The 24,074-nt window shown below is 65.7% G+C and carries 23 protein-coding genes; 14 read left to right on the forward strand and 9 right to left on the reverse strand.

Going from position 1 to position 24,074, the window contains the following annotated elements:
• Positions 1 to 36 precede the first annotated feature (36 nt).
• The 3 genes from BST47_RS25630 to BST47_RS25640 all read right to left on the reverse strand — a co-directional run bounded on the left by BST47_RS25630 (position 37) and on the right by BST47_RS25640 (position 2,231).
• The gene (locus BST47_RS25630) at positions 37 to 426 is read right to left on the reverse strand and encodes a nitroreductase/quinone reductase family protein (RefSeq protein WP_083128568.1); all 390 of its coding nucleotides are present in this window, start codon (positions 424 to 426) and stop codon (positions 37 to 39) included.
• A 12-nt stretch (positions 427 to 438) separates the two neighbouring features.
• Positions 439 to 1,611 carry an acyl-CoA dehydrogenase family protein gene (locus tag BST47_RS25635; RefSeq protein ID WP_083128571.1) on the reverse strand — a complete coding sequence of 391 codons (1,173 nt, stop codon included), beginning with the start codon at positions 1,609 to 1,611 and terminating at the stop codon, positions 439 to 441.
• A gap of 62 nt (positions 1,612 to 1,673) precedes the next feature.
• The gene (locus BST47_RS25640) at positions 1,674 to 2,231 is read right to left on the reverse strand and encodes a TetR/AcrR family transcriptional regulator (RefSeq protein ID WP_083128724.1); all 558 of its coding nucleotides are present in this window, start codon (positions 2,229 to 2,231) and stop codon (positions 1,674 to 1,676) included.
• 273 nt (positions 2,232 to 2,504) lie between these two features.
• Here BST47_RS25640 and BST47_RS25645 point away from each other — a divergent pair, with 273 nt between their 5' ends.
• Together BST47_RS25645 and BST47_RS25650 are read left to right on the forward strand one after the other, a co-directional pair.
• Positions 2,505 to 3,482: an esterase family protein gene (locus BST47_RS25645; protein ID WP_083128574.1), complete on the forward strand. Its 978-nt coding sequence runs from the start codon at positions 2,505 to 2,507 to the stop codon at positions 3,480 to 3,482.
• 95 nt (positions 3,483 to 3,577) lie between these two features.
• Positions 3,578 to 4,576 (forward strand): acrylyl-CoA reductase family protein, encoded by a 999-nt coding sequence (locus BST47_RS25650; RefSeq protein ID WP_083128577.1) that lies wholly within the window; start codon positions 3,578 to 3,580, stop codon positions 4,574 to 4,576.
• Positions 4,577 to 4,653: 77 nt separating this feature from the next.
• Here BST47_RS25650 and BST47_RS25655 read toward each other — a convergent pair whose 3' ends face one another.
• From BST47_RS25655 to hisN, 4 genes are all read right to left on the reverse strand, one after another.
• Positions 4,654 to 5,865, reverse strand: a complete 1,212-nt coding sequence (locus tag BST47_RS25655; RefSeq protein WP_083128580.1) for an acyl-CoA dehydrogenase family protein — start codon at positions 5,863 to 5,865, stop codon at positions 4,654 to 4,656.
• A 21-nt stretch (positions 5,866 to 5,886) separates the two neighbouring features.
• Positions 5,887 to 7,284: an acyl-CoA dehydrogenase family protein gene (locus BST47_RS25660; protein ID WP_083128583.1), complete on the reverse strand. Its 1,398-nt coding sequence runs from the start codon at positions 7,282 to 7,284 to the stop codon at positions 5,887 to 5,889.
• A gap of 114 nt (positions 7,285 to 7,398) precedes the next feature.
• The gene (locus tag BST47_RS25665; protein WP_083128585.1) at positions 7,399 to 8,832 is read right to left on the reverse strand and encodes a WS/DGAT/MGAT family O-acyltransferase; all 1,434 of its coding nucleotides are present in this window, start codon (positions 8,830 to 8,832) and stop codon (positions 7,399 to 7,401) included.
• Positions 8,833 to 8,910: 78 nt separating this feature from the next.
• The gene (gene hisN, locus BST47_RS25670; protein ID WP_083128588.1) at positions 8,911 to 9,687 is read right to left on the reverse strand and encodes a histidinol-phosphatase; all 777 of its coding nucleotides are present in this window, start codon (positions 9,685 to 9,687) and stop codon (positions 8,911 to 8,913) included.
• 38 nt (positions 9,688 to 9,725) lie between these two features.
• On the opposite strand from hisN, the gene BST47_RS25675 reads away from it, so the two are divergent.
• Positions 9,726 to 10,073 (forward strand): hypothetical protein, encoded by a 348-nt coding sequence (locus BST47_RS25675; protein ID WP_083128727.1) that lies wholly within the window; start codon positions 9,726 to 9,728, stop codon positions 10,071 to 10,073.
• Between the two features lie 5 nt (positions 10,074 to 10,078).
• On the opposite strand, the gene BST47_RS25680 is transcribed toward BST47_RS25675, so the two are convergent.
• Complete coding sequence (locus BST47_RS25680; protein WP_083128590.1) at positions 10,079 to 11,455, reverse strand: FAD-dependent oxidoreductase; 1,377 nt, start codon at positions 11,453 to 11,455, stop codon at positions 10,079 to 10,081.
• A gap of 162 nt (positions 11,456 to 11,617) precedes the next feature.
• Here BST47_RS25680 and prfB point away from each other — a divergent pair, with 162 nt between their 5' ends.
• Genes prfB through BST47_RS25720 form a run of 8 tightly spaced genes read left to right on the forward strand, consistent with a single transcriptional unit; the run spans position 11,618 to position 19,454 of the window.
• Positions 11,618 to 12,733 carry a peptide chain release factor 2 gene (gene prfB, locus BST47_RS25685; protein ID WP_083128593.1) on the forward strand — a complete coding sequence of 372 codons (1,116 nt, stop codon included), beginning with the start codon at positions 11,618 to 11,620 and terminating at the stop codon, positions 12,731 to 12,733.
• Positions 12,723 to 13,700: a mechanosensitive ion channel family protein gene (locus BST47_RS25690; protein ID WP_083128596.1), complete on the forward strand. Its 978-nt coding sequence runs from the start codon at positions 12,723 to 12,725 to the stop codon at positions 13,698 to 13,700. Before prfB ends, BST47_RS25690 begins: the two co-directional genes overlap by 11 nt.
• A complete protein-coding gene (locus tag BST47_RS25695) occupies positions 13,697 to 14,161 on the forward strand; it encodes an Rv3103c family proline-rich protein (protein WP_083128598.1) in 465 nt (154 codons plus the stop codon). The genes BST47_RS25690 and BST47_RS25695 overlap by 4 nt, the downstream gene beginning before the upstream one ends.
• 36 nt (positions 14,162 to 14,197) lie before the next feature.
• Positions 14,198 to 14,887: a cell division ATP-binding protein FtsE gene (gene ftsE, locus BST47_RS25700; protein ID WP_083128601.1), complete on the forward strand. Its 690-nt coding sequence runs from the start codon at positions 14,198 to 14,200 to the stop codon at positions 14,885 to 14,887.
• The gene (gene ftsX / locus BST47_RS25705) at positions 14,887 to 15,783 is read left to right on the forward strand and encodes a permease-like cell division protein FtsX (RefSeq protein WP_083128604.1); all 897 of its coding nucleotides are present in this window, start codon (positions 14,887 to 14,889) and stop codon (positions 15,781 to 15,783) included. The genes ftsE and ftsX overlap by 1 nt, the downstream gene beginning before the upstream one ends.
• Positions 15,784 to 15,785: 2 nt before the next feature.
• A complete protein-coding gene (gene smpB / locus BST47_RS25710; protein ID WP_083128607.1) occupies positions 15,786 to 16,280 on the forward strand; it encodes an SsrA-binding protein SmpB in 495 nt (164 codons plus the stop codon).
• A gap of 20 nt (positions 16,281 to 16,300) precedes the next feature.
• Positions 16,301 to 17,122 carry an EamA family transporter gene (locus tag BST47_RS25715; RefSeq protein WP_083128610.1) on the forward strand — a complete coding sequence of 274 codons (822 nt, stop codon included), beginning with the start codon at positions 16,301 to 16,303 and terminating at the stop codon, positions 17,120 to 17,122.
• 49 nt (positions 17,123 to 17,171) lie between these two features.
• Entirely contained in the window at positions 17,172 to 19,454 is a 2,283-nt protein-coding gene (locus tag BST47_RS25720) for a putative bifunctional diguanylate cyclase/phosphodiesterase (RefSeq protein WP_234809859.1), read from the forward strand.
• A gap of 97 nt (positions 19,455 to 19,551) precedes the next feature.
• Here the strand turns inward: BST47_RS25720 and BST47_RS25725 are convergent, their stop codons facing one another.
• Complete coding sequence (locus BST47_RS25725; protein WP_234809865.1) at positions 19,552 to 20,313, reverse strand: MerR family transcriptional regulator; 762 nt, start codon at positions 20,311 to 20,313, stop codon at positions 19,552 to 19,554.
• A 56-nt stretch (positions 20,314 to 20,369) separates the two neighbouring features.
• Between BST47_RS25725 and BST47_RS25730 the strand changes: the two genes are divergently transcribed.
• The 3 genes from BST47_RS25730 to BST47_RS25740 all read left to right on the forward strand — a co-directional run bounded on the left by BST47_RS25730 (position 20,370) and on the right by BST47_RS25740 (position 24,054).
• Positions 20,370 to 22,262 (forward strand): S9 family peptidase, encoded by a 1,893-nt coding sequence (locus BST47_RS25730; RefSeq protein WP_083128612.1) that lies wholly within the window; start codon positions 20,370 to 20,372, stop codon positions 22,260 to 22,262.
• Entirely contained in the window at positions 22,259 to 22,918 is a 660-nt protein-coding gene (locus tag BST47_RS25735) for a DUF3159 domain-containing protein (RefSeq protein WP_083128626.1), read from the forward strand. Before BST47_RS25730 ends, BST47_RS25735 begins: the two co-directional genes overlap by 4 nt.
• 149 nt (positions 22,919 to 23,067) lie before the next feature.
• Positions 23,068 to 24,054 carry an SGNH/GDSL hydrolase family protein gene (locus BST47_RS25740; RefSeq protein WP_234809860.1) on the forward strand — a complete coding sequence of 329 codons (987 nt, stop codon included), beginning with the start codon at positions 23,068 to 23,070 and terminating at the stop codon, positions 24,052 to 24,054.
• The last annotated feature ends 20 nt before the right edge of the window (positions 24,055 to 24,074 follow it).

The following is a 24,074-nucleotide window of genomic DNA, read 5'->3' on the forward strand; positions in this document are numbered from 1 at the left end:
GGTTAGTTTTACTTTTAGGCGCGGGTCAACCCCGGATCAACTCTTGAGGTCGACCCGGATGGTCAGCAGGTTGGTGCCGAAGGTCCGCACGCCGAAGCTGTTGAACTGGGGCAACGAGCGCAGTCGTGCCTGCGGGTCGTCGTCGGGCACCAGGTGGGCCGTGCCGCGATGCCACTTGCCGTTGATCCGGACGCGGACGTTCGGATTCGCCTGGATGTTCTTGACGTACTGCGATTTGTCTCCGAATTCCGAGACGAACCAGAACTGGTCGCCTTCGCGGCGTCCGCCCAGCGGCGTGCGGCGGGGCTCACCGGTCTTGCGGCCAGTGGTTTCCAGCAGCGTCTGGAACGGCATCAACCGCATCATTCGGTTGGCGACGTTCTTCTGGAAGGTTTTCGTGATTCGATCACGCAAATCGTCGGCCATGATTCCCCTTTGTTAGACCATCGCGGTGCGCGAGACCTTCATGCCCAGTGTGAGCGCTCCGGCGAGTTCGCGACTGGTGTCGTAGTCGAACACCACATGACCGGCAAGAACATCGACGTCGCGCTTGATGCGCTGCAGCGGATTGTCGGCGAAGTGAACGCTGGCGCCGGACGCCTCCAGCAGATCGGCGATCACCGACCGCGACTCGTGCACGATGTGCGCGGCGGCGAGGCGGGCCTCGGCCCGCACCGGCCGCGGCACCGGGTTACCCGACGCGACAACGTCTTCGATATTTCCGACGGTGTCGGCGAGCAGCCCGCGCAGCGCGCGCAGCCGGACCCGCGCCTCGCCAAGCCGTGCCTGTGCCAGCGGTTTGTCCTTCTGCGCGACGCCTTCGTACGCGAGGATGCGCTCGCCGAGCCGCTCGGCGTAGATCTCCGCGACGCGCTCGGCGCTGCCCAGCGCCGGCATGGCCGCCAACAGCGACAGGGCGGGCACCATCGGCCACCGGTAGGTGTCGGCGTCGTGCAGTCCGGCGCCCGGCGCGGTGCCGGAATAGATGTCGGCCACGCGGACGAGACGGTGATGGGGGACGAACGCATCGGCGATGACCACGTCATTGGACCCGGTGGCCCGCATGCCGTCGGTGTGCCAGACGTCCTCGATGCGGACGTCGGAGATCGGCAGTAGGGCCAACGCCGGATAAATGGCGGCCGGATCCCCCTCGGGGCCGCAGATCGCGCCCACCATGATCCAGTTGCCGTCCATCACGCCCGTCGCCCACGACCACCGGCCGGTCAGTCGGATGCCGTCGCCGGTCGGCACCCCCCGGCCCGTCGGCGCCAGGGGCGCCGGCGCGAGGAACGGACGCGTGGCGAACGCCTCCTCTTGGGCGCGTTCGTCGAACAGGGCAAGCATCCAGTTGTGCAGGGCATAGAAGCCAAGCGTCCACGCGCTCGACGCACAGCCGTGCGCCATCCGCCGAACCGGATCGAGGATCGACGGCCACTCGGCCTGCTGACCGCCGAAGCGCGCGGGCACCAGGAGTTCGGTAAAGCCCGAAGCGGTGAGGTCGGCGACCGTCTCGGCAGGTAGGCGGCGCATCCGCTCGGCTTCCTGCGCGCGCTCGGCCAGCCGGGCGACAAAATCGGGGGTGATGGCCGGGGTGGCCGAAACCGCGGTCATGATCGCGACGCTACCATACTATTTGGTATGGAAACTGTGCCGTTCGCGGCTTGCTGGCCTGGTCAGCGCGTCAGCATGATGTCGAGGAAGCGTTCGCGCCGCGCGGCGCCTCGGGCGCTGGGTTTCGCCCCGGACAGATGCAGGAAGCCGATTCCGACCGCAAAAGTGGCGGTTGCGCGCAGGTCAGCCTCCTCGGCATCGAACCCGTAGTCGAGAAATGCCTGCCGCACCGCGGCAAGGACACGCCGGTCCGCGGCGCGGACGCTGGCGGCCACCCCCTCGTCGGTGCGGGCCCATTCCCGCATTGCGCGCTCCAGCGTCCAATGCCGAGCGTCAACCAGCGTTGTCATCATTTGCGAGAGCCGCTCCCGGGCAGGCGCGTCGTTCGACGCGCCGAAGTGGCGCCGTTCCTCGTCTCTGGAGGCGCCCCACGCGTCGACCAGCGCGACGCGATAGCTCGCGATATCAGCGAAATGCCAGTAAAAGCTGCCTTTGGTGACGCCCAGGCGGGTGCACAACCGGTCAACCTTCAGCGACTTGATACCTTCTTCGGCAAGGACCGCATAGCCGGCCTGGAGCCAGTCCTCCACAGCCAGGCGAGTGGCGCGAGCCTTTGCCATAACCAGAAGCCTACGGTGCCAATGGCCGGTCATGTCGGCATCGACACCAGACAGAATGTTCACAGGAATCTCGCCGACGCCGCCGGTCGGACTTTCTCCTCGCGCTGGTCACATGTTTTACTGCACACGCGACAACTGAAATTTTCTCGGTCCGCTCCATGGGCCACAGGGCTCAGTCGAGCGGGCACGACAACGCAGCAATCCGCTGCGCTGTCGATGACGATTGCTTGATCGTGGGAAAAGCGGAAACCGGAAGATGGATGGGTTTGCAGTATGAGCTTCATTGACAAGATTCGACGTCCCTGGGCGCGCCGGCTCACCATGGCTGCCGTAGCGGCGGCCCTGCTGCCAGGCGTAGTGGGCCTCACGGGGCAGTCTCCGACCGCCGAGGCGTTCTCTCGGCCCGGTCTGCCGGTGGAGTACCTCATGGTCCCCTCGCCGTCGATGGGCCGCGACATCAAGATCCAGTTCCAGAAGGGAACCGGGTCGAAGGCTGTGTACCTGCTCGACGGTCTGCGTGCCCGCGACGACTTCAACGGGTGGGACCTCGAGACCCAGGCGTTCGAGTGGTATTTCGACACGCCGTTGTCCGTGATCATGCCCGTCGGTGGCCAGTCCAGCTTCTACTCCGACTGGTATGCACCGGCCTGCGGCAAGAGCGGCTGCCAGACCTACAAGTGGGAGACGTTCCTGACGAGCGAGCTGCCGAACTGGCTGGCCTCCGAACGCGGAGTGTCCACGACGGGCAACGCTGCCGTCGGTCTGTCGATGGCGGGCAACTCGGCGATGATCCTCTCGGTCTATCACCCCCAGCAGTTCATCTATGCCGGGTCGCTGTCGGCCTTTCTCAACCCGTCCGAGGGCCAGTGGCCGTTCCTGATCAATATGGCGATGGGTGACGCCGGCGGATACAAGGCCAACGACATGTGGGGCCCGACCGAAGACCCGAACAGCGCGTGGAAGCGCAACGACCCGATGCTGCAGATCCCTGCGCTGGTGGCCAACAACACCCGCCTGTGGGTCTACTGCGGCAACGGAACGCCCAACGAGCTCGGCGGCGCGAACCTGCCCGCTACGTTCCTCGAGGGTCTGACCATCCGGACCAACGAGACGTTCCGCGACAACTACATCGCCGCGGGCGGCAACAACGCCGTGTTCAACTTCCCGCCCTACGGCACGCACAGCTGGGAGTACTGGGGTCAGCAGCTTCAGGCGATGAAGCCCGACCTGATCTCGCACCTCGGTAGCTGACGGTTCGCAAGGTCCCCGACACTCGGCTTGCCCGGGTGATCGGGGACTTTTGCGTTCCCCTACCTTCGGTGTGGGCCCAGATGAGAATGAGTTCCATGTCTGAAGTCAATGCGTTGGTCGCACACCAGGACGCCGAGGGCTCCATCACGCTGCGGCACGAGGTCGTCGACGCGTCCTTCCTGCCCGATGGCGATGTGCAGATCGCCGTCGAATACTCGGGGATCAACTACAAGGACGCCCTGGCCATTACGCCGAAGGGGGGAGTCGCGCGGGAGTACCCGCTGATTCCGGGCATCGACGTCGCCGGAACCGTCACCTCGAGCTCGTCCACCGAATTCGCGGTGGGTGACCGCGTCGTCGCCCACGGTTATGACATCGGCACCGGTCGCCACGGCGGCTACGCGGACACCGCGCGCTACCCCGCCGACTATCTGGTGAAGCTCGACGAGTTGACGACCGCCGAGGCCGCGGCTATCGGCACGGCGGGATTCACTGCGGCCATGAGCGTCAATGCAATTCGCGCGGCGGGTGTACAGCCGGCCGACGGCCCGATTCTGGTTACCGGTGCGACGGGCGGGGTCGGCAGCGTCAGCGTCGATCTATTGGCCGGACTCGGGTACGAGGTGGTCGCGTCGAGCGGTAAGGCCGAAGCCCACGACTGGCTGATGGAACTGGGCGCCACGCAGGTGATCGGTCGGCTCCCCGCAGAGGGGGAGAAGGTACGGGCGCTCGGCAAGTCGCAGTGGGCCGGCGTCGTCGACAGCGTGGGCGGCGACACCCTGGCCTACGCATTGAGCACGTTGAATTACGGTGCGATCGCAGCGATCTCAGGTCTGGCCCGGTCGGCTGACCTACCGACGACGGTGATGCCGTTCATTCTGCGCGGCGTAACCCTGGCCGGCATCGACTCGGTACAGCTGCCGATCGGGGCGCGTCGCGACGTGTGGCGTCAACTCGCGGGCGAACTCAAGCCGCGTCACCTGGGCAGTATCACCAAGGACGTCTCGGTGCTCGAAGCGCCGCACACGCTGCGCACGATCATCGGCGGCGGCGTCACCGGCCGCACGCGAGTCGTCGTACACGACGGATTCTAGTTTGACGACGAACGTGGGTTACCCGCACGCATTTTGCGCATGAGGCGTGCTTCAAGTCCACACTCGACGAACTGAACCTACTTCAGTTCGGACGACGACAGGCCCAGCAGCCGACGGGCAACCACCAGCTGCTGAATCTGCTGTGTGCCCTCGAAGATGTCGAGGATCTTGCTGTCGCGGGCCCACTTTTCCAGCAGCGTCTGCTCGGAATAGCCGACGGTGCCTGCCAATTCGACGGCCTTGAGCGTGATGTCACTGGCGACGCGGCCGGCCTTGGCCTTGCCCATCGACGCTTCCTTGGAGTTCGGGATGTTGTTGTCGGCCTGCCACGCAGAGCGCACCATCAGCAGATACGCCGACTCCCAATCGGACTCCATCCGCAGGAACTCGGCGGCGGGCGCGCTCTGCGCGTGCGAGGGCTTGTCGTAGGAGATCTCCACACCGGCTTCGGTGAGGATCTTGCGCAGCTCCTCGAGTGCGGCACGGGCGATGCCGACGGCCATCGCGGCAACGACGGGCCGGGTGTTGTCGAACGTCTCCATGACGCCCGCGAAGCCCTTCTCGACCTCGACGTCCGGGCTGCCGAGCAGGTTTTCCTTCGGGATGCGCGCGTTGTCGAACCGGATGGCGGCCGTGTCGGAGGCCTTGATGCCGAGCTTGTCCTCGAGGCGTTCGACGGTGACGCCGGGGTGTTCGCGCGGCACGATGAACGACTTGATCGCCGCGCGGCCCATCGACTTGTCCAGGGTCGCCCACACCACGATGTGGGTGGCGCGCGATCCCGCGGTGACATAGATCTTCTCGCCGTTGATGACGTACTCGTCGCCGTCGAGCTTCGCCGTGGTCGTCACCGCGGCCGAGTCGGACCCGAAGCCCGGCTCGGTGATCGCCATCGCCGCCCACACGTCCTTGCCGAGCTTGTCGAGCTGTTCACGAGTCGCCACGCTGGAGATCGCGGCGTTGCCGAGGCCCTGGCGCGGCACCGACAACATCAAAGCCACGTCGCCCCAACTGACTTCCATCACGTTGAGCACGGCCGACATGTTGGCGCCATTGTGGTTGACGTCTCTGGCTTCTCCGGCCGCGAACGCTTCGGCGCCCGCGAAGGCGATGGCGTTGGCGCCCGAGATACCCTCGAAGAGTGTGGCCAGCGTGTCGAGTTCGACCGGGTACTCGTGTTCCCGCAGATCCCACTTGCGTGAGATCGGCCGCAGCATCTCGGCGGCGCCGTTGTGCGCCATGTCGATCACTGCTTCGAGCTTCTTCGGCAGTTCCAGATTGATTGCCATGATTCGACTTTCGTTAGAAGACTAGATAACGACGACACCCTCGGCGACGCCGATCGCCCGCAGATCGCGGTACCAGCGTTCGACCGGGTGTTCCTTGGTGTAGCCGTGGCCACCGAGCAGTTGCACTCCGTCGAGTCCGATCTGCATGCCTTTGTCGGCGCCGAGTCGCTTCGCCAGCGCCGCTTCCCGGGCGAACGGCAGACCCTGGTCGGCGCGTGCGGCACCGCGCCAGGTGATCAATCGCAGACCGTCGAACTCGATCGCGATGTTGGCACACATGAACGCGACCGCCTGCCGGTGCGCGATCGGTTCACCGAATGCATGCCGCTCCTTGACATATGGCACCACGTAGTCGAGCACCGCGTGCGCCGTGCCGACCGCCAGCGCGGCCCAGCCGAGGCGGGACAGCGCGATGGCCTCCGAATAGTCCTGATCGCTGGCCCCGCCCTCGCCAAGACGAGCCGACAGCGGAACGATGACGTTCTCCAGTTCGACCTGTCCGAGAGCGGCGGCGCGGATACCCATGCTCGGGTCCGCCTTGACGGATACGCCGCGTGACGACGATTCGACGATGAACAGCGCGGGCTTGCCGTTGAGTTGTGCTGCCACAATGAATAATTCGGCGTTCGCGGCGGCGGGCACCAATGACTTGACGCCGTCGAGACGGTAGCCGCTCGGGGTGCGCACCGCCGTCGTCTTCAGCGCGGTCGGGTCGAACAGGGGGTGCGGCTCGGAGATCGCCACGCACGCCTGCGGCACATTCTCGCCGGCGAACTCCTTCAGGTAGGTCGCCTGCTGGTCGGCGCTGCCCCAGTGCGTGAGGGCCGACGCGACGCCTGCGGGCGCCAGGATCGGCAGCGCGAGTCCCATGTCGCCGTAGGCCAGCGCCTCGGCTACGAGCACATTGGTGACGGCTGCGCGATGGGCGGCGATTCCGTCGAAGTCCTCGGGAATGTTGATTGCCGTGATACCGAGTTCGGTGGCCTTGGTGACGAGATCGGGTGGATAGGTCGCGGACTCGTCGGCGTCGTGGGCCGCGGGGCGCATCACTTCCTCGGCGAACTCACCGAGCGTGTCGACGATCATCTTCTGCTCGTCGTCGGGAGTCAGGTCGAAGTAGTCAGAACCGCTCTTCTTCAGCCGGGTCGGCCCGCCCTGGGCGCCGGATGCACGCTTGAACTGACGGCTCGCGGCGCCGGCGACCGAGAACACCTGCTTGACGCCGTACTGCAGACCGCGGTTCAGCGGCTCGCGCAGCTTGTAGCGGTCGAGGAACTCCTGACCGACCAGTGGGGTGACCAGCGCCAGACCCAGCTCGGTCGCGGTGCGCTTGCGCCTGCGCATACCAACCGAGCTTTCCTTGCCTTTGCGCTTGGGCCGCGGTGAAGATCCGCTTTTCGACGGCAGGCTTTCGGACATTTCAACTGCCTCGCTTAGAAAGATTGACGTTCACATTTCCGGAACTGACTCCAGAGTAAGGTATGCGAACTGACTCACCAGTAAGTTCGGTAGGAATGTTGCGTAGTTCACACGTCAGACCGTGGCCAGGAGCTCGTCGAATGCGGCCTGCATGCACTCGGCGTAGTGCGCGGGGTCTGGTAGTGCGTCGCGGTCCGCGGTGACGCCCATCGAGACGGTTCCGTTGTAGCTCGCAATGACGTGGAACAGGTTCAAGCCCGCGATCAACGGCCCCAATCCGGTGACCCGGATCAGGCGTGCGCCGTTGAAATAGATCGGCACTTCAGGTCCGGGCACATTGCTCAAGTTGGTGTTGGCGATCGGCGGACTGCTGAAGGGTAGCGCCGACGCCGCTTTGATGGTCAGACCGAGCAGCGTGGTGGGAACGAGGCCGACGAGCTCCATCAGCCGGTTGGTGTTGGACGTATCGGAGTTCTCACGAAACGCGGATGCCTCGGCCACGATCGACACGAGCCGCTTGTGTGGATCCGACATAGTCGTCTGCAGCGACTGCAGTCTGCCGAACAACCGGTTTCCGCCCGCCCCTTTCTCGCTGGAATCCCGTATCGACGCGGGGCACGCAGTGAGGAGTGTCTCTTCCGGCAACTCGTCATGGTCTTCGAGGTAGCGCCTCAACGCCCCGCCGACATAAGCCACCGCGACGTCGTTGATCGTCGCCCCCGGCACGGTCGATTTGATGCGCTGGAAGTCGGCGAGGTCATGGAACCGAGCCTCGAAAACCCGGTGGGGAGAAGCGGACCCGTTGAACCGAGTGGTCGGGGCGAATAAGGACGGCGGGTCGCCACCGAGCGCCGCGGCGACGCCACCGGCCACCTTGGCGGGCAGCCCGGCGACCTGGCGGAACGCCTTCAGCGCACTTGGCACGACGACGCTGCCCGCGCGCATTGGATACTGCGCGATATTGACCGCGGTCTTGGACACCAGAGTGGATGTTGACGGCAGTTCGTCTGGCTCCCAGGGTGTTTCGGGAGGTGCGGGGCGAGGACCGTCGGGTGCGAGATCGTGCAGGGCGGCCAGCAGCTCGACACTTTCCATGCCGTCGGCGGCGCAGTGGTGCAGTTTCACGCCGACCGCGAACGATCCCGGCGGGACACCGGGCACCGAGTTGAGTCCCTCGATGACGGTCATCTCCCACGGCGGACGACGCAAGTCGATCTGCCGGGCGTGGATGCGCGCGATCTGGATGCACAACTGACGCCAGTCTCCTGGCTGCGGCAGCGCAATGTGGCGGACGTGGTACTCGAGATCGAAGTTGGGGTCGTCCACCCAATACGGCTTGTGCAGGCCGCCGGGGAGTTCGGTCAGCCGCCGCCGAAATGTCGGCGCGAGGTGCAGTCGGCTGTCGACCTCTTCGAGGATGCCTTTGAAGGTGACCCGCCCGCCGGGCGCCGTCGCCGGGTCGTAGATCAGCAGCATCTGGATCTGCATCGGAGTCTCGGGACGCTCGGCGCGCAACATCATGTCATCGGTCCAGCTCAGCTGCTGCACGGATGCTCCCCTCTGAGCAGAATCGATCGACGCGACGGCGTCATCACATGATGACGCCATTCGAACTCAGATATCGGGCTATCGGAGACGCGCGAGCACAGCGTCGTGCAGCTTCCCGTTGGTGGCGATAGCGCTTCCACCGTGAGGGCCCGGCTGCCCCGCGACGCTCGTGAACGTGCCGCCCGCCTCCCGCACCAGAATGTCGAGGGCGGCCAGGTCCCACAGCTTCACCTCCGGTTCGACGGCGATGTCCACGGCGCCCTCGGCGACCAAGCAGTAGGACCAGAAGTCGCCGTAGCCGCGAACCCGCCACACCTCGTCGGTGAGCTCCAGAAACCGTGGGCGCAATCCGTCCCACCCGGTGGTGAGATCGGAGTACGTCAGGCTCGCCGAGGCGATGTCGTCGACGCCGGACACCGAGATGCGCCGCGTCTGCCCGCCGAACGACGCGAACGCGCCCTCGCCGCCGCCGGCCCACCAGCGCCGGTGCAGCGCGGGAGCGCTGACGACACCCACCACGGGCACGCCGTCGTCGAGCAACGCGATCAACGTGGCCCACACCGGAACGCCGCGGACGAAGTTCTTCGTACCGTCGATGGGGTCGACGACCCACTGGCGGCCGCTGAAAACCGCTGTGCCGCCGAACTCTTCACCGAGCACGACGTCGTCCGGCCGGTGCGCCGCCAGCGCCTCGCGGACCAGCTCTTCGACCGAGCGATCGGCATCCGTCACGGGAGTGAGGTCCGGTTTCGTCTCGACCCGCAGATCCAGCGCGCCGAAACGAGCCAGCGTCTGCGCGTCGGCGGCGTCGGCCATCTGCAGCGCGAAGGCAAGGTCATCGCCAACGGTCGTCATGCAACACGTCCTACCATGTCGGTGTGTGGGAAATCGCGATGGTCCTGGTCATGCTCGGGGTGCTCGTCGCCATCGCCGCCCCCTGGATCATGAGACGGCGCGGGGCAGGCAGCGACTGGGTGCACGGCCAGCTGCTGGTCACCGGCGTCAGTCCGCGACCCGAGGACGTCACCGGCGAGCAGTTCGTGACGATCACCGGGGTCATCAACGGCCCGACGGTCAACGAGCATGTGATCTACCAGCGCATGGCGGTCGACGTCGACCAGTGGCCGACGATGTCTACGCTGTTTCCCGTCGTGTACTCGCCCAAGAACCCTGACAACTGGCGATTCGCGCCGACCGCGGCCCCGCCGCAGCCACCCCCGCCGGGGCCCGAGATCTACTAGCGGCTTCAGCCGTGGGCGATGCGCAGTAGCTCCGCGACGCTGGTCAGCTTCACCCGCGGCCGCCCGTGCGGCTCACCGGAGGTGCGCTCGTGTTCGTCGATCAGCTTCCAGTGGTCATCGGTGATCACCTTGGGCTGACGCTCGACCAGCCATTCCGCCAGCTGCTCGGCATGATCGCTGCCGAAGTCTGAGAGCGACGCCGACGACAGGTCGGCGACCAACGTGTCGACGGTTTCCTGCGAGTCGCTCTTGTTGCTCCCTATGACACCGGTGGGGCCGCGCTTGATCCAGCCGACGACGTACTCGTTGCGACGGCCTTCGATCCGGCCACCGGTGTGCGGAATCGTGCCGTTGCGCTCATGGAACGGCAGACCTTCCAGCTTCACCCCGCGGTAGCCGACCGCGCGCACCACCAACTGAGCCGGGACCTCCTCGCGTTCGCCGGTGTCTTTGGCGACGACGCGGCCATCCTCTTCGACCAGTTCGTTGCGGCCCAGCACGATGGACTCGACCTTGTCGGTGCCCTTGATCTCGATCGGCGACGTGCGGAACCGGAACACGATGCGGCGCTTGGCGCCCTTCGGTGTCTGCTCGCCGTATCCGCGCAACACCTTGATGTTGTTCTTGACGGTCTTGCCCGCGGCGTCCAGATCCTCGTCGGAGATATCGGCGAAGTCGGCGGGGTCGATGATCACGTCGACGTCGCCCAGGCCTTCGAGGTGGCCCAGTTCCCGCAGTTCCAGTGTGGTGAACGGGGCCTGCAGCGGACCGCGCCTGCCGATGATGAGGACCTCCTCGACCCCGCGGTCGTGCAGGGACTGCAGCGCATGGTCGGCGATGTCGGTGGCAGCCAGCACATCGGGGTCGGTCACCAAGATGCGCGCCACGTCCAGCGCGACGTTGCCGTTGCCGACCACCACGGCTCGCCCGGTCGACAGATCCGGTGCCATCTCCTCGAAGTGGGGGTGGGCGTTGTACCACCCCACGAAGTCGACGGCGGGCACGCTGCCGGGCAAATCCTCGCCGGGAATACCCAACGATCGATCGGACTGCGCACCGACGGCATAGATCACCGCGTCGTAGCGTTCGGCCAGCTCAGCAGCTTGCACGTGGTCGCCGACCACGATGTTGCCGAAGAACCGGAAACGGGGGTCCAGCGCGGTCTTCTCGAACTGGGCACTGATGGACTTGATCTTCGGGTGGTCGGGTGCGACGCCCGAGCGCACCAGCCCCCACGGCGTGGGCAGCATCTCCAGCATGTCGACGCGGACATCCGCGTCGACTCCCTCTTTTTGCGAGACGTCGGCGAATTTCAGGAGCGAAGCGGCGGCGAAGTAGCCCGAGGGGCCGGAGCCGACGATCGCCACGTGGTAGGGGCGCATGAATACCTTTTGTTGAAGGTTGTCGCTACCCGGCCGCACGCAAAGGGCTGTCGCGTCGCGGCAGGGCTGGTTGCCATCTCCGATGCTAAAGGCGAACCCTGCCGAATTGCCGCCAGTCAGGGATAACAGTGTCGGGATCTCTCACAGGTACCCTGAATTCCCGTGGATCCCGACCGGCAAGCCGATATCGCAGCACTTGACTCCACCCTGACGACAGTGGAGCGGGTGCTCGACGTCGAGGGCCTGCGTGTCCGGATCGAGAAGCTCGAACACGAGGCCTCCGACCCGAACCTGTGGGACGACCAGTCGCGGGCGCAGAAGGTCACCAGCGAGCTGTCCCACACCCAGGGCGAACTGCGCCGCGTCGAGGAACTCCGCCAGCGCCTCGACGACCTGCCCGTGCTCTACGAGATGGCCGCCGAAGAAGAGGGACCGGGCGCCGCGGAAGCCGCAGCCGAGGCCGACACCGAGCTCAAGAAGCTGCGCGAGGACCTCGAGGCCATGGAGGTCCGCACGCTGCTGTCCGGCGAGTACGACGCGCGTGAGGCGCTGGTCAACATCCGGTCCGGCGCGGGCGGGGTGGACGCAGCGGACTGGGCCGAGATGTTGATGCGCATGTACGTCCGCTGGGCCGAGCAGCACAACTACCCGGTCGAGGTGTTCGACACGTCCTATGCCGAAGAGGCGGGCATCAAGAGCGCGACCTTCGCGGTGCACGCGCCGTACGCGTACGGCACGTTGTCGGTGGAGCAGGGCACACACCGGCTGGTGCGGATCAGTCCGTTCGACAACCAGGGCAGGCGTCAAACATCTTTCGCCGAAGTGGAAGTGTTGCCCGTCACCGAAACCACCGACCACATAGACATTCCCGAGGCCGACGTGCGCGTCGACGTCTACCGATCCAGTGGACCGGGCGGTCAGTCGGTGAACACCACCGACTCGGCGGTTCGACTCACGCACATCCCGACCGGTATCGTGGTCACCTGCCAGAACGAGAAGTCGCAGTTGCAGAACAAGGTCTCGGCAATGCGGGTTCTTCAGGCAAAGCTGTTGGAACGCAAGCGTTTAGAGGAGCGCGCCGAAATGGATGCCCTGAAGGGCGACGGCGGAAGCTCGTGGGGAAATCAGATGCGTTCTTACGTTTTGCATCCGTATCAAATGGTAAAGGACTTGCGCACCGAGTATGAGGTCGGCAATCCGACCTCAGTGCTGGACGGAGACATCGACGGGTTCCTCGAGGCCGGAATCCGTTGGCGCAATAGACGAGATGACGAATAGCAACTTGATCGCATTCGCCTTGGGAGACCGGTGGACCGGTTTCTGGCAGGGCACAATCGGTGTCTGGATCCTCGAGCGCGGCGTGCCCATCGCGCTGTACCTGATCGGCGGCCTGCTGGCCGCTCGGTTCATCAATTGGGGCGCACGCCGGGTCGTGAAGCGCATCGACGCCGAATACCAGGAAAGCGACCAGCTGGTGCGCACCGAGAGCGCCAAGCACCGTCAGGCCGTCGCCTCGGTGATCTCCTGGGTGACGGTTGCCCTGCTGTTCGTCATCGTGATCATGCAGGTCACCTCGATCCTGGCGATCCCGGTCGGCTCGTTGGTCGCGCCCGCCGCGGTGCTGGGTGCGGCGCTCGGTTTCGGTGCGCAGCGGCTGGTGCAGGACCTGCTCTCGGGGTTCTTCATCATCACCGAAAAGCAGTACGGCTTCGGCGATCTGGTGTCACTCACCGTGGCCGGTATCGCGCTGCCCGCAGAGGGCACGGTGGAGGACGTCACGCTTCGCGTCACCAAGTTGCGCTCCAGTGAGGGCGAGATGTTCACCATCCCCAACGGTCAGATCGTCAAGACGGTCAACCTCTCCAAGGACTGGGCGCGTGCGGTCATCGACATCCCGGTGCCGACGGCGGCGGATCTCAACGTCGTCAACGATCTGCTGCACGGCGTCGCCGAAAAAGCGATGGAGGACCCCGGGCTGAACGCGCTCCTCCTCGACGCGCCTCAGCTGATGGGTGTGGAGAGCATCGAACTGGACACCGTCAATCTGCGGATGGTGGCCCGCACCCTGCCCGGCAAGCAGTTCGAGGTGGGCCGCCGCATACGTGTCCTCGTCGTGCGTGCGCTGCGGCGTGCCGGCATCGTGTCGCCCACCGATGGGGTACCGACGGTGGAGGCCCTCGTCCATCCGGCGACGTCGGTCGGCGCGGCGGACGAAACGCAAGGCCCGCCGGAGGACCGAAAATGACGTCCTGGCTCAAGTTCAAGCTCGGCGGCCGGATTCGGGTGTCGACGGCGGTGCTGCTCGTCGCTTTCTTCGCCCTGTTCTGGGTGTATCACAACGTCGAACCCGCTCCGAAGCCAGCGCCGCCCGCGCCTGCGGTCGTACCACCGGGCTTCGTGCCCGACCCCAACTACACGTGGGTGCCCCGCACCAACGTGAGACGGCCCAAGGAGACTTTCGAGTCCACGACCCCAACCACGACCACCACGACACCGACCACCACCAGCCCGACGGACACCACCAGTCCGACGTCGCCGACCTCACCGGCAGAAACCACCCCGACCACGCCGACGACCACCGTCGTGGATCCCGACGGATCCGGGCCGCTGCCGCCGACGACGCAGACGATCGTCACGCCGACCCAGGTGTCACCGGCACCGGCCGCGCCGGGTCCGGCACCCGCGACCACGGCTCCGCAGAGCTAGGCCCGAGGACTTCCCCCGCTACACTGGCGCTCCGTGATGATCTCCCTTGACCATGTCTCGAAGATGTATAAGTCGTCGGCGCGGCCCGCGCTCGACAATGTGTCGGTCAAGATCGACAAGGGTGAGTTCGTCTTCCTCATCGGCCCCTCGGGTTCGGGCAAGTCGACGTTCATGCGGCTACTGCTTGCCGAGGAGACACCTTCATCAGGGAACATCCGGGTGTCGAAGTTCCACGTCAACAAGCTGGCCGGTCGTCACATCCCGGGCCTGCGGCAGGTGCTGGGTTGTGTCTTCCAGGACTTCCGGCTGTTGCAGCAGAAGACGGTGTTCGAGAACGTTGCCTTCGCGCTGGAGGTCATCGGGAAGCGCTCAGAGGTGATCAATCGCGTGGTGCCCGACGTGTTGGAGATGGTCGGCCTGTCCGGCAAGGCCAACCGGTTGCCCACCGAACTGTCCGGTGGTGAACAGCAGCGGGTCGCGATCGCCCGGGCGTTCGTCAACCGGCCGCTGGTGCTGCTTGCCGACGAGCCCACCGGCAACCTCGACCCCGAGACCAGCAAGGACATCATGGACCTACTCGAGCGCATCAACCGCACCGGGACGACGGTGGTGATGGCCACTCACGACCACCACATCGTCGACTCGATGCGCCAGCGTGTCGTGGAGTTGGAATTGGGCAGGCTGGTTCGCGATGAGCAGCGCGGCGTCTACGGAATGGATCGCTAGTGCGCTTCGGATTCCTCATCAATGAGGTCCTCACCGGTTTTCGTCGCAATGTGACGATGACGATCGCGATGATTCTCACCACCGCGATCTCGATCGGCCTGTTCGGCGGCGGCCTGTTGGTAGTGCGACTCGCCGACCAGTCACGCGACATCTATCTGGATCGTGTCGAGAGCCAGGTCTTTCTGACCAACGACGTCTCCGCCAATGACCCCACCTGCGACGCCGATCCGTGCAAGGCGCTGCGACAGCAGATCGAGGACCGCGACGATGTGCGCTCGGTGCGGTTCCTCAACCGCGAAGAGGCGTATGCCGACGCCGTGAAAAAGTTCCCGGAGTTCAAGGAATTCGCCGGGCAGGACGCGTTCCCGTCGTCGTTCATCGTCAAACTCGACGACCCGGAACGGCATCAGGCGTTCGACGAGGCCATGGCCGGTCAGCCGGGGGTGCAGCAGGTTCTCAACCAAAAGGTGTTGATCGACCGGCTGTTCGCCGTCCTCGACGGCGTCAGGAACGCGGCGTTCGCCGTGGCGTTCGTTCAGGCGATCGGAGCAATTCTCCTGATCGCCAACATGGTTCAAGTCGCCGCCTACACCCGGCGGACAGAGATCGGCATCATGCGACTGGTCGGCGCCAGCCGGTGGTACACGCAGCTGCCGTTCCTGGTCGAAGCGATGCTGGCGGCGTTCGTCGGTGTGGTGATCGCGATCGTCGGGCTCATTCTGGTGCGCGCCTTGTTTCTGGAAAGCGCTCTCGACCAGTTCTATCGGGCCAATTTGATCGCCAAGGTCGACTATGCGGACGTCCTGTATTTCAGTGCGCCGTGGATGCTGTTTCTCGGTCTGGCAATGTCGGGTGTCACCGCGTACGTGACACTGCGGCTGTACGTCCGAAGATAGCCATGGCCAAAAAAGCTGACCCGACACGGTCTGCCAACAACAAGGTCGTCGCGACGAATCGTCGAGCGCGGCACAACTATTCGGTGCTCGAGACGTTCGAGGCCGGGGTGCAGTTGGTGGGTACCGAGGTGAAGAGCCTACGTGATGGGCAGGCCTCGCTGGCCGACGCGTTCGCCACCATCGATGACGGCGAGGTATGGCTGCGCAACCTGCACATCCCCGAGTATCACCACGGCAGCTGGACCAACCACACGCCGCGGCGCAATCGCAAGTTGTTGCTGCACCGCAGCCAGATTGACAATCTGATCGGCCGGATCCGCGACGGCAACCTCACTCTGGTGCCGCTGTCGCTCTACTTCTCCGACGGTAAGGTCAAGGTCGAGTTGGCGCTGGCACGCGGTAAGGAGGCCCGCGACAAACGGCAGGACCTGGCCAAGCGCGACGCGCAGCGGGAGATCACCCGGGAGCTCGGCCGCCGGGCCAAGGGCATGACCTGATCAGCTTCGTCACCGCGCTGATCGCAGCGTTCGGTTACGGCGTAAGCGATTTCGTGGGAGGTATCGCCTCGCGCCGGGTCGCCGCACTGCGCGTGGTGGTGATCTCCTACCCGGTGGCGCTGATCCTGCTGACGGTGATCGCCGTACCATTCGGAGGAGTGGTCTCGACCCCCGCGGTGGTGTGGGGGCTGGCCTCCGGTGTTGCGCAGGCATTCGGCGTCTGGTGGTTCTACGCCGCGCTGGGCGCAGGCCCGATCTCCGTCGTGTCGCCCCTCACGGCGATTCTGGTCGCGGGCATTCCCGTCGGCGTCGGGCTGGCCCTCGGAGAGCGGCCGGGCCCGCTGGCGATCGTCGGTGTCGTCGTGGCGTTGGTGGCGGTGGTGCTCGTCAGCCGGGATGCCACCGATGAGGACGACACGCGGCACAAGTTCACGGTGAAGGTCGCGTGGCTGACGGTGGGTTCCGGCGTGGCGTTCGGAATGAATTTCGTCCTGCTCGACCAGGTGCCCGTCGAGGCCAAGCTGTGGCCCCTGGTATTCGGCAGGCTCGCCGCGACGGCGATCGTGTTGCTGGCAGCGGTGCTCACCGCCAACCTGGCCATCGAACGGGGGGTGCCGTTGCGGCTTGCGCTCACCGCGGCGGCGCTCGACACCGTCGCCAATGTCGCTACGTTGCTGGCACTGCAGTCCGGAATGCTGTCGCTGGCCGGCGTGCTGATCGCGCTTTATCCTGCGGCGACCGTGGTGCTTGCAATTGTGGTGCTCCATGAGCGGGTATCTCGCTCGCAAACTGTCGGGATGGCGCTAGCGTTGGCGGCAGTCGCGATGATCGCTGCCGGTTAGCGGTCGTGTCCCTGCACTTCGGAACAGAGGTAAAGGGGGGAGGAGGCGCGTGGCAACAACCGCTATAAGGCCGCGTCTCGTCTTCCTCACCGCTATCGTCACAACGCTAGCGGTGCTCAACGCCATGGCCCCGTGGGGCGAGGCGACGGCGCGGCAGGTGCACTTTGCTCTGTTGACGACTGCCGGCATTGCGGTGCTGGTGACCGGTGCGGCGGTGGCGCGCCGGGTGACCGGCATCGCGCGGACGTGGCGGCTGCTGGGTGTTGCAACGATCTTGTGCAACCTGGTCGGCGACGCGATCTGGTGGTCGAATCGCGCAACACCGACCAATACCGCGCCGTGGCAGGCCGTCGCTGCGTACTTCCTGTCCGCGTTGTTGGCTCTGGGGGCACTCGGGCTGCTTGCGTTCGCCGGTGTCGGCACGACCGGCGGGCGCAGGGGCGCCGTGCCGACGACGCGGATTGTCACCGTCATCGACGGACTGGTGGCGGCTCTGGCATTCGCGATTCTGGCGGTATTCGCTGGAGTCGGTGCTTCGACGGGAACGTCGTTACCTCGATCCGGAAACACCGCGGTGGTGGTCGTGTACTCCGCGATCCAACTGCTGGTTGTCGTGGCTGCGGTCCTGATCGCGACGTGGTACCGGCGTGATCGCCCCTATCGTGCGAACTTTCTTCTGCTGGCCGCAGGCACAGTCATGCTGGTGAGTTCAGACAGGCTGGTCGCGTACCTGCGAACCGTGGGCCTCCAACGCGGCGAGCTGTGGGTTGGGATGGGATTCGTCCTCGGGCTTCTGCTGATCGCGTACGGAATGCTGGAGCTGAAACCACCACGGCCGATCGCGGTCAACCGCGACGCCATGGACTGGCTACGGCTCCTGTTGCCGTACGTGGGATTCGTGGGCACCGCGACGTTGTTTGCTTTCCACATCTCGATTGGACAGCGGCTCAACATGTTTCTCGCCTCCGGGGCCGTCGTGATGGTCGCACTCGTCGCTACCCGGCAGCTCATCGAGACGCGCGCGCAGTGGTTGTTGATCAAGCGCCTCTACGACGCGCAGCGTGGACTGGCCCACCAGCTGCATCACGACGCGTTGACCGGGCTGCCCAACCGGCTGTTGTTCACCGAGCGGCTCGACGACGCCATGCGCGGCGGCCGTTTCATGCTGATCTTCATCGACCTCGATGACTTCAAAGAGGTGAACGACCGCTTCGGTCACGCGGCGGGCGACGAATTGCTGTGCGCGATAGGGGAACGCCTCAAACGATGCGTGCGCGACACCGACACGCTGGCACGGATTGGCGGAGACGAGTTCGCGATATTGCTCGACGGCGAGTCCGACCAGCTGGAAGATGCCGCGGAGCGCCTGCGCGTCGCGCTGCGGGATCCCTTCGCGCTGCACGGTTCTGCGGTACGGGTCAAGGCCAGCATGGGGTTGGTCCGCCCGGGCGCCGACGGCGTGCCCCAAACGTCCGACGATCTGCTGAGGCAGGCCGACATCTCGATGTATGCCGGCAAGCGGCTCGGCAAGGACACCGCCGTGGTCTATCAACCGTCTTCCGGTTCGACCATCGATTTCCCGACGGCACTGCGGAATGCCGACGGCGAGGCCCCGCCCGGCTTCCGCCTCGTCTATCAAGTGGTAGTGCAGTTGCCCGAGGGCAACCCGGTCGCCGTCGAAGCTCTGGCCAGGTGGACCACACCGACCGGAATCGAGATATCACCCGAGACGTTCGTTGCCGCGGCGGAGGCGGCGGGGCTGGCGGCAGACCTCGATGCGCTGGTACTCGACACCGCATGTCGTGACGTCCAGCAGGCAGGCCTGGACCTCGACATCCACGTGAACATCGGCGCGGGCCGGCTGGGTAACCCCACCTTCGAGCAGCAGGTGCGACTGGCGCTGACGCGACATCACCTACCGCCGAACCGGCTGGTCGTGGAGATCACCGAGACGCTGCCGATCGTCGACCTCGCCCACGCCGCGGCGCAGATCAAGCGACTGAATGCGCTCGGCGTGAAGGTGGCGCTGGACGACTTCGGTGCGGGCTTCAATTCGTTGATGTACATGCACGCCCTGCCGGTGCAGATCGTCAAGCTCGACCGCGGCCTGGCCACCGCCGATCAGGCCCGGGACCTGACGCTGTATCGCTCGGTCATCGGACTGTGCGACGAGCTCGGATTGACCGTGATCGTCGAGGGCATCGAGTCTGCCGCGCAGTCCGACACGGTGTACCGCGCGGGCGGCCGCCTGGCCCAGGGGCATTTGTACGGGTATCCGGTGCCGATATCCGAACTGAGCTTGGCCCGGCCGGCGCGCGTCGGGCGGGTCTGAATTCGGACGCCGCAGTTTCCGCGAGCGGCCGTGTTTGTCCGCCGACACGCCGCCAATTGCGTGCATTTTGGGGTCGCTCGTCGCGGACCGAGTGTGTTCATTCGCCTGGATGGTCCTCTCGCGCACTGAGATTGCGCACGATCTCGCCCGCTCGGCGCAGCACGTCCAACTGCGCCGGGTTGTACAGGTCGACCATCGCGGCACCGATCGCCTCTTCTGCGAATCGTTCTCCTCGCGGTGCATCCGATCGGAACTCCGCGAGGTTGGGGTGCGCGTCGTTGATCGCCCGAATGTAAGGGGCGAGTCGTTCGGCGAGTTCGCGTCGCGTCGTCTCGTCGGCGTCGGCAGGCAGATTGTCCAACTCGGTCGCCGCGGGATCATCCGGTGTCTCGCGGATCATGTCCGCGTAGGTCGCCCTGCCTCGCGGTCCCAGCACACGGCTCAGTACGACGACGAGTTTGCGATCGGCATCGGTCATCTTGGCCGCGGTATGCGGCGCCACGAAGTCGGGGGGCAGATCCGTCGGCGCCGCGTGCTCCAAGAGCTCGCGCAGTTCCTCGCGGGCGCGCTGCAGACGGTCGATCGTCTCGGCCAGTTCGGCGTCTAGCTCGCGCAGCGCCTGTTCGGGATGATCGTCGGATTCGCCCATCGCGGCGATCTGGGGGAGGGAGAAGCCGAGCTCGGTCAGCCGTTTGATGCGCACCAACCGGACGAGGTGCGCGACGCCGTACTGCTTGTAGCCGTTGCTGCGACGTTCCGGCTCGGGCAGCAGGCCGATCTGGTGGTAGTGCCGCACCGCCCGCAGGCTGGTGCCGGCGAGTTCGGCGACTTCCTTGGTGCTCCACGCCACGACTCCCATCATGGTTGATCAGCGCGAGTTGACTGTGCCGCTACGTCCGAGTGTGCGATGGAGACATGAACAAACCCGAGCTGATCTCCGTCGAAGACTTGTTCAAGTCGCCTGTCCGAGCGGGGGCAGCGATCTCCCCGGACGGCACTCGCGTCGCCTACCTCGCACCGTGGCAGGACCGCCTCAACATCTGGGTGGCATCCCTCGACGGTGACTTCGGTGCCGACGCGCGGCGCGTCACCGCCGACGAGACCCGCAGCATCCTGCACTTCTCGTGGACCGATGACCCGCGCTGGCTGCTGTACCTGCAGGACACCGGCGGCGACGAGAACTGGCACATTTTTCGCGTCGATCTCGACAACCCAGACACTCCCGCCGTCGACCTCACCCCGTTCCCCGGCGTCATGTCAGCCTTCGAGCTGCTGCCCGACAAACCGGGCAAGGCGCTCGTCTACTCCAACAAGCGCGGCCCGACGCAGATGGACGCCTACGAACTCGACATTGCGTCGGGTGACCTGACGATGGTCGGCGAGAATCCGGGCGACGTGATCGGGTGGCTGACGAGCCGCCGCGGCGATCTGTTCGCGACCAAGCTGAACAGGGAAGGTGATCTCGAAGTCCTGCAGTGGGACCCGCGGGCCCAATCGCTGCGCTCCATCGCGCACTACGACGGCAAGGACTACACCATGGGCATGTATCCCATGGTGGTCACGCCCGACGGCACCGGGATCTGGATGGGGTCGAACGAGGGCACCGACCGGACCCGGCTCGTGCGGCTCGACGTGGCCGACGGCAAGCAGTACGCCGTCGACAGTCACCCGACGTTCGACGTCGACACCCGGGCCCAGGTGTGGCCTGGCCTGCCCGAGCCGCTCATCCAGAGCCGGGCCACCGGAGAACTGTTGGGCGTGCGGTATCTCGGTGAGCGACAGGTCATTCAGGCACTTGACCCGCATTTCGCCGATGTGCTCGCGGGTCTGGAGAAACTGTCCGACGGCGATATCGGCGCGCTGTCCTCTGACATCAAGGGACGCAAATGGATAGTCAGCTTCAATCACGACCGCGAACCCGGCGTCACCTTCCTCTACGACCACGAAACCGGCGAAAGCCGCGAGCTGTACCGTCCCTATCCGCATCTTGATCCAGAGCAGCTGGCGCCGATGCTCCCGGTGACGATTCCCTCGCGCGACGGGCTCGACCTGCCTTCGTATCTGACGCTGCCGGTCGGGGTGCCGCCGGAGAACCTGCCGCTCGTCCTCGTGGTGCACGGCGGACCGTGGGCGCGCGACGGATGGATGTACGCGCCTGCCGTCCAGTTGCTCGCCAATCGCGGATACGCGGTGCTGCAGGTCAACTTCCGCGGTTCGGCGGGATACGGCAAGGCCTTCCAGAAGGCGGCGATCGGTCAGTTCGCAGGCAAGATGCACGACGATCTGATCGACGGCGTCAACTGGGCCGTCGAACAGGGTTACGCGGACCCGGATCGGGTCGCCATCTTCGGTGGCTCCTACGGCGGCTACGCGACGCTGGTCGGTGTCACGTTCACCCCAGACGTGTTCGCCGCAGCGATCGATTACGTCGGCATCTCCGACCTGTCCAACTTCATGCGGACGCTGCCCGAGATCGCGCGTCCGCACCTGGCGAACAACTGGCATCTGTTCGTCGGCAACCCCGACGACCCGGAGCAGTTAGCTGACATGCTGGCTCGATCCCCGATCACGAAGGTCGACCAGATCCGCACGCCGCTGCTTGTTGTCCAGGGCGCCAACGATGTTCGCGTCGTCCAGGCCGAATCCGACAACCTCGTCGAGGCGCTGCGTGACCGCGGGGTGGAGGTCGAGTACATGGTCAAGGAGGACGAGGGCCACGGATTCGTCAACCCGGACAACGTGATCGACATGTTCAATGCCGTCGACCGGTTCCTGGCCAGGCACCTCGGCAAGCGGAGGAACGCATGACCGACGCCCACGGCCCGACGGTGCTCGAGCGGATGGGCGGTGTGTCCGGCTTGGTGTACGCCGGCGTGCCGACAATCGCCTACGTGATCGTGAATGCGATCGCTGGGTTGACAGCGGCCGTCGTGGTGGCCGTCGGCACCGGCGCGGGACTGATCGTCATGAGGTTGCTCCGCAAGGAGCCGCTGCAGCCGGCGGTGTCCGGGCTGCCTGGCGTCGTCGTCGCGGCGCTGATCGCGTATTACACCGGTTCCGCCGAAAACTATTTCCTGCCGGGGATTTGGCTCAGCCTGGCCATGACCGCGGTGTTCACCGCGTCCCTCGTCGTACGACGTCCGCTGATAGGAGTGGCCTGGAATCTGATGCGTAGTGCAGGCCCGGATCCGGCGTGGCGGAGCGACAAGACGGTGCTGCACGCATTCGACATGGCGACGCTGGCGTTCGCCGCGGTCTTCGCCGCGCGGTTCGTCGTCCAGGATTCGCTGTACGACGCAGGGTCCGCAGAGTGGCTGGCGTTCGCGCGGATCGCGATGGGCTATCCGCTGCTGGCGCTGGCGCTGCTGGTGATGTACTGGGCGGTGCGCCGCGCCAATCGGCGGCGCGTCGACGATGAGGCCAACGAGCGGATGGTCGGCCAAACAGTGGAGGCGAGAAGCTGATCCAGCACCAGATCGAGGTCGGCCTGCTGCGCGGACTCGCCGAGCTTGAGCGCACCGAGCGAGGCTGGCTGCCGCACCGACTCCCTGCTCGAGCCCGCGCCCAGTGCGACGACCCACAGTTGCACGGTGCTGAATCACAGCCGTCCGGAGTGCGTTTCGCGCTGCGGACGGCCGCGAGGGCGATCGAGCTCGATGTCATCCGTAGGCGCGTGGTGCTGGTCGGGGTACCGGAACGACCTGACGGCACAATCGATCTCGTCGTTAATGGCCGCTTGGCCCGGCAGGCGGCAACCAGCGGCGGCGACGTGGTGCGCGTCGACCCGGCCACCGGGGACACCCGGGTAGAGCCGGGCCCGGTCGCAACAGTCCGATTCAATCTGCCCGCCGGTGACAACGACGTCGAGATCTGGCTGCCGCACTACGAGCGCATCGAGTTGGTGGCGCTGCGTGCCGACGCTCCGATCGGCGCGCTGTCGGAGCGAAGGCGCTGGGTACACCACGGCAGTTCGATCAGCCAGGGGTCGAACGCCTCGAGTCCGACGACGACGTGGCCCGCGCTCGCTGCCGGTTTGGCGGGCGTGGATCTCGTCAACCTGGGATTCTCCGGAAGCGCGCTGCTCGATCCGTTCGTCGCCCGAGCCATCCGGGACCAGCCCGCCGACATCGTGAGTGTCAAGCTGGGCATCAACCTCGTGAACGCGGATCTGATGTCCCAGCGTGCCTTCGGTCCCGCGGTGCACGGTTTCCTGGACACCATCCGCGACGGACATTCCGATACACCCCTGACCGTTGTCGGCCCCCTGTACTGCCCGATCCACGAAACCACCCCGGGGCCAGGTGCTTTCGACGTCGACGCGCTGGCCCGCGGCGAGGTGCGCTTCGTCGCGACGGGTGATCCGGCGCAGGCTGATCGGCCAGGCGGGTTGGGGCGGCTGACGCTCACGTACATCCGCGCTCAATTGGCCGCGATCGTCGCCCGCAGGCAGGTAGACGACCCTGCGATGAGCTACCTCGACGGTCTGGCTCTCTACGGTCCAGCAGATGCCGACACGCATCCGTTGCCCGACAATCTGCATCCCGACGCGGCGACGCATCGGCTGATCGGGGAGCGGTTCGCCAGGGCGTTACTGCGCTAGGTGATACTGGTGGCGATTTA

The organism is Mycolicibacterium tusciae, assembly GCF_002086795.1.
In the GTDB taxonomy this organism is placed as follows: Bacteria; Actinomycetota; Actinomycetes; order Mycobacteriales; family Mycobacteriaceae; genus Mycobacterium; species Mycobacterium tusciae.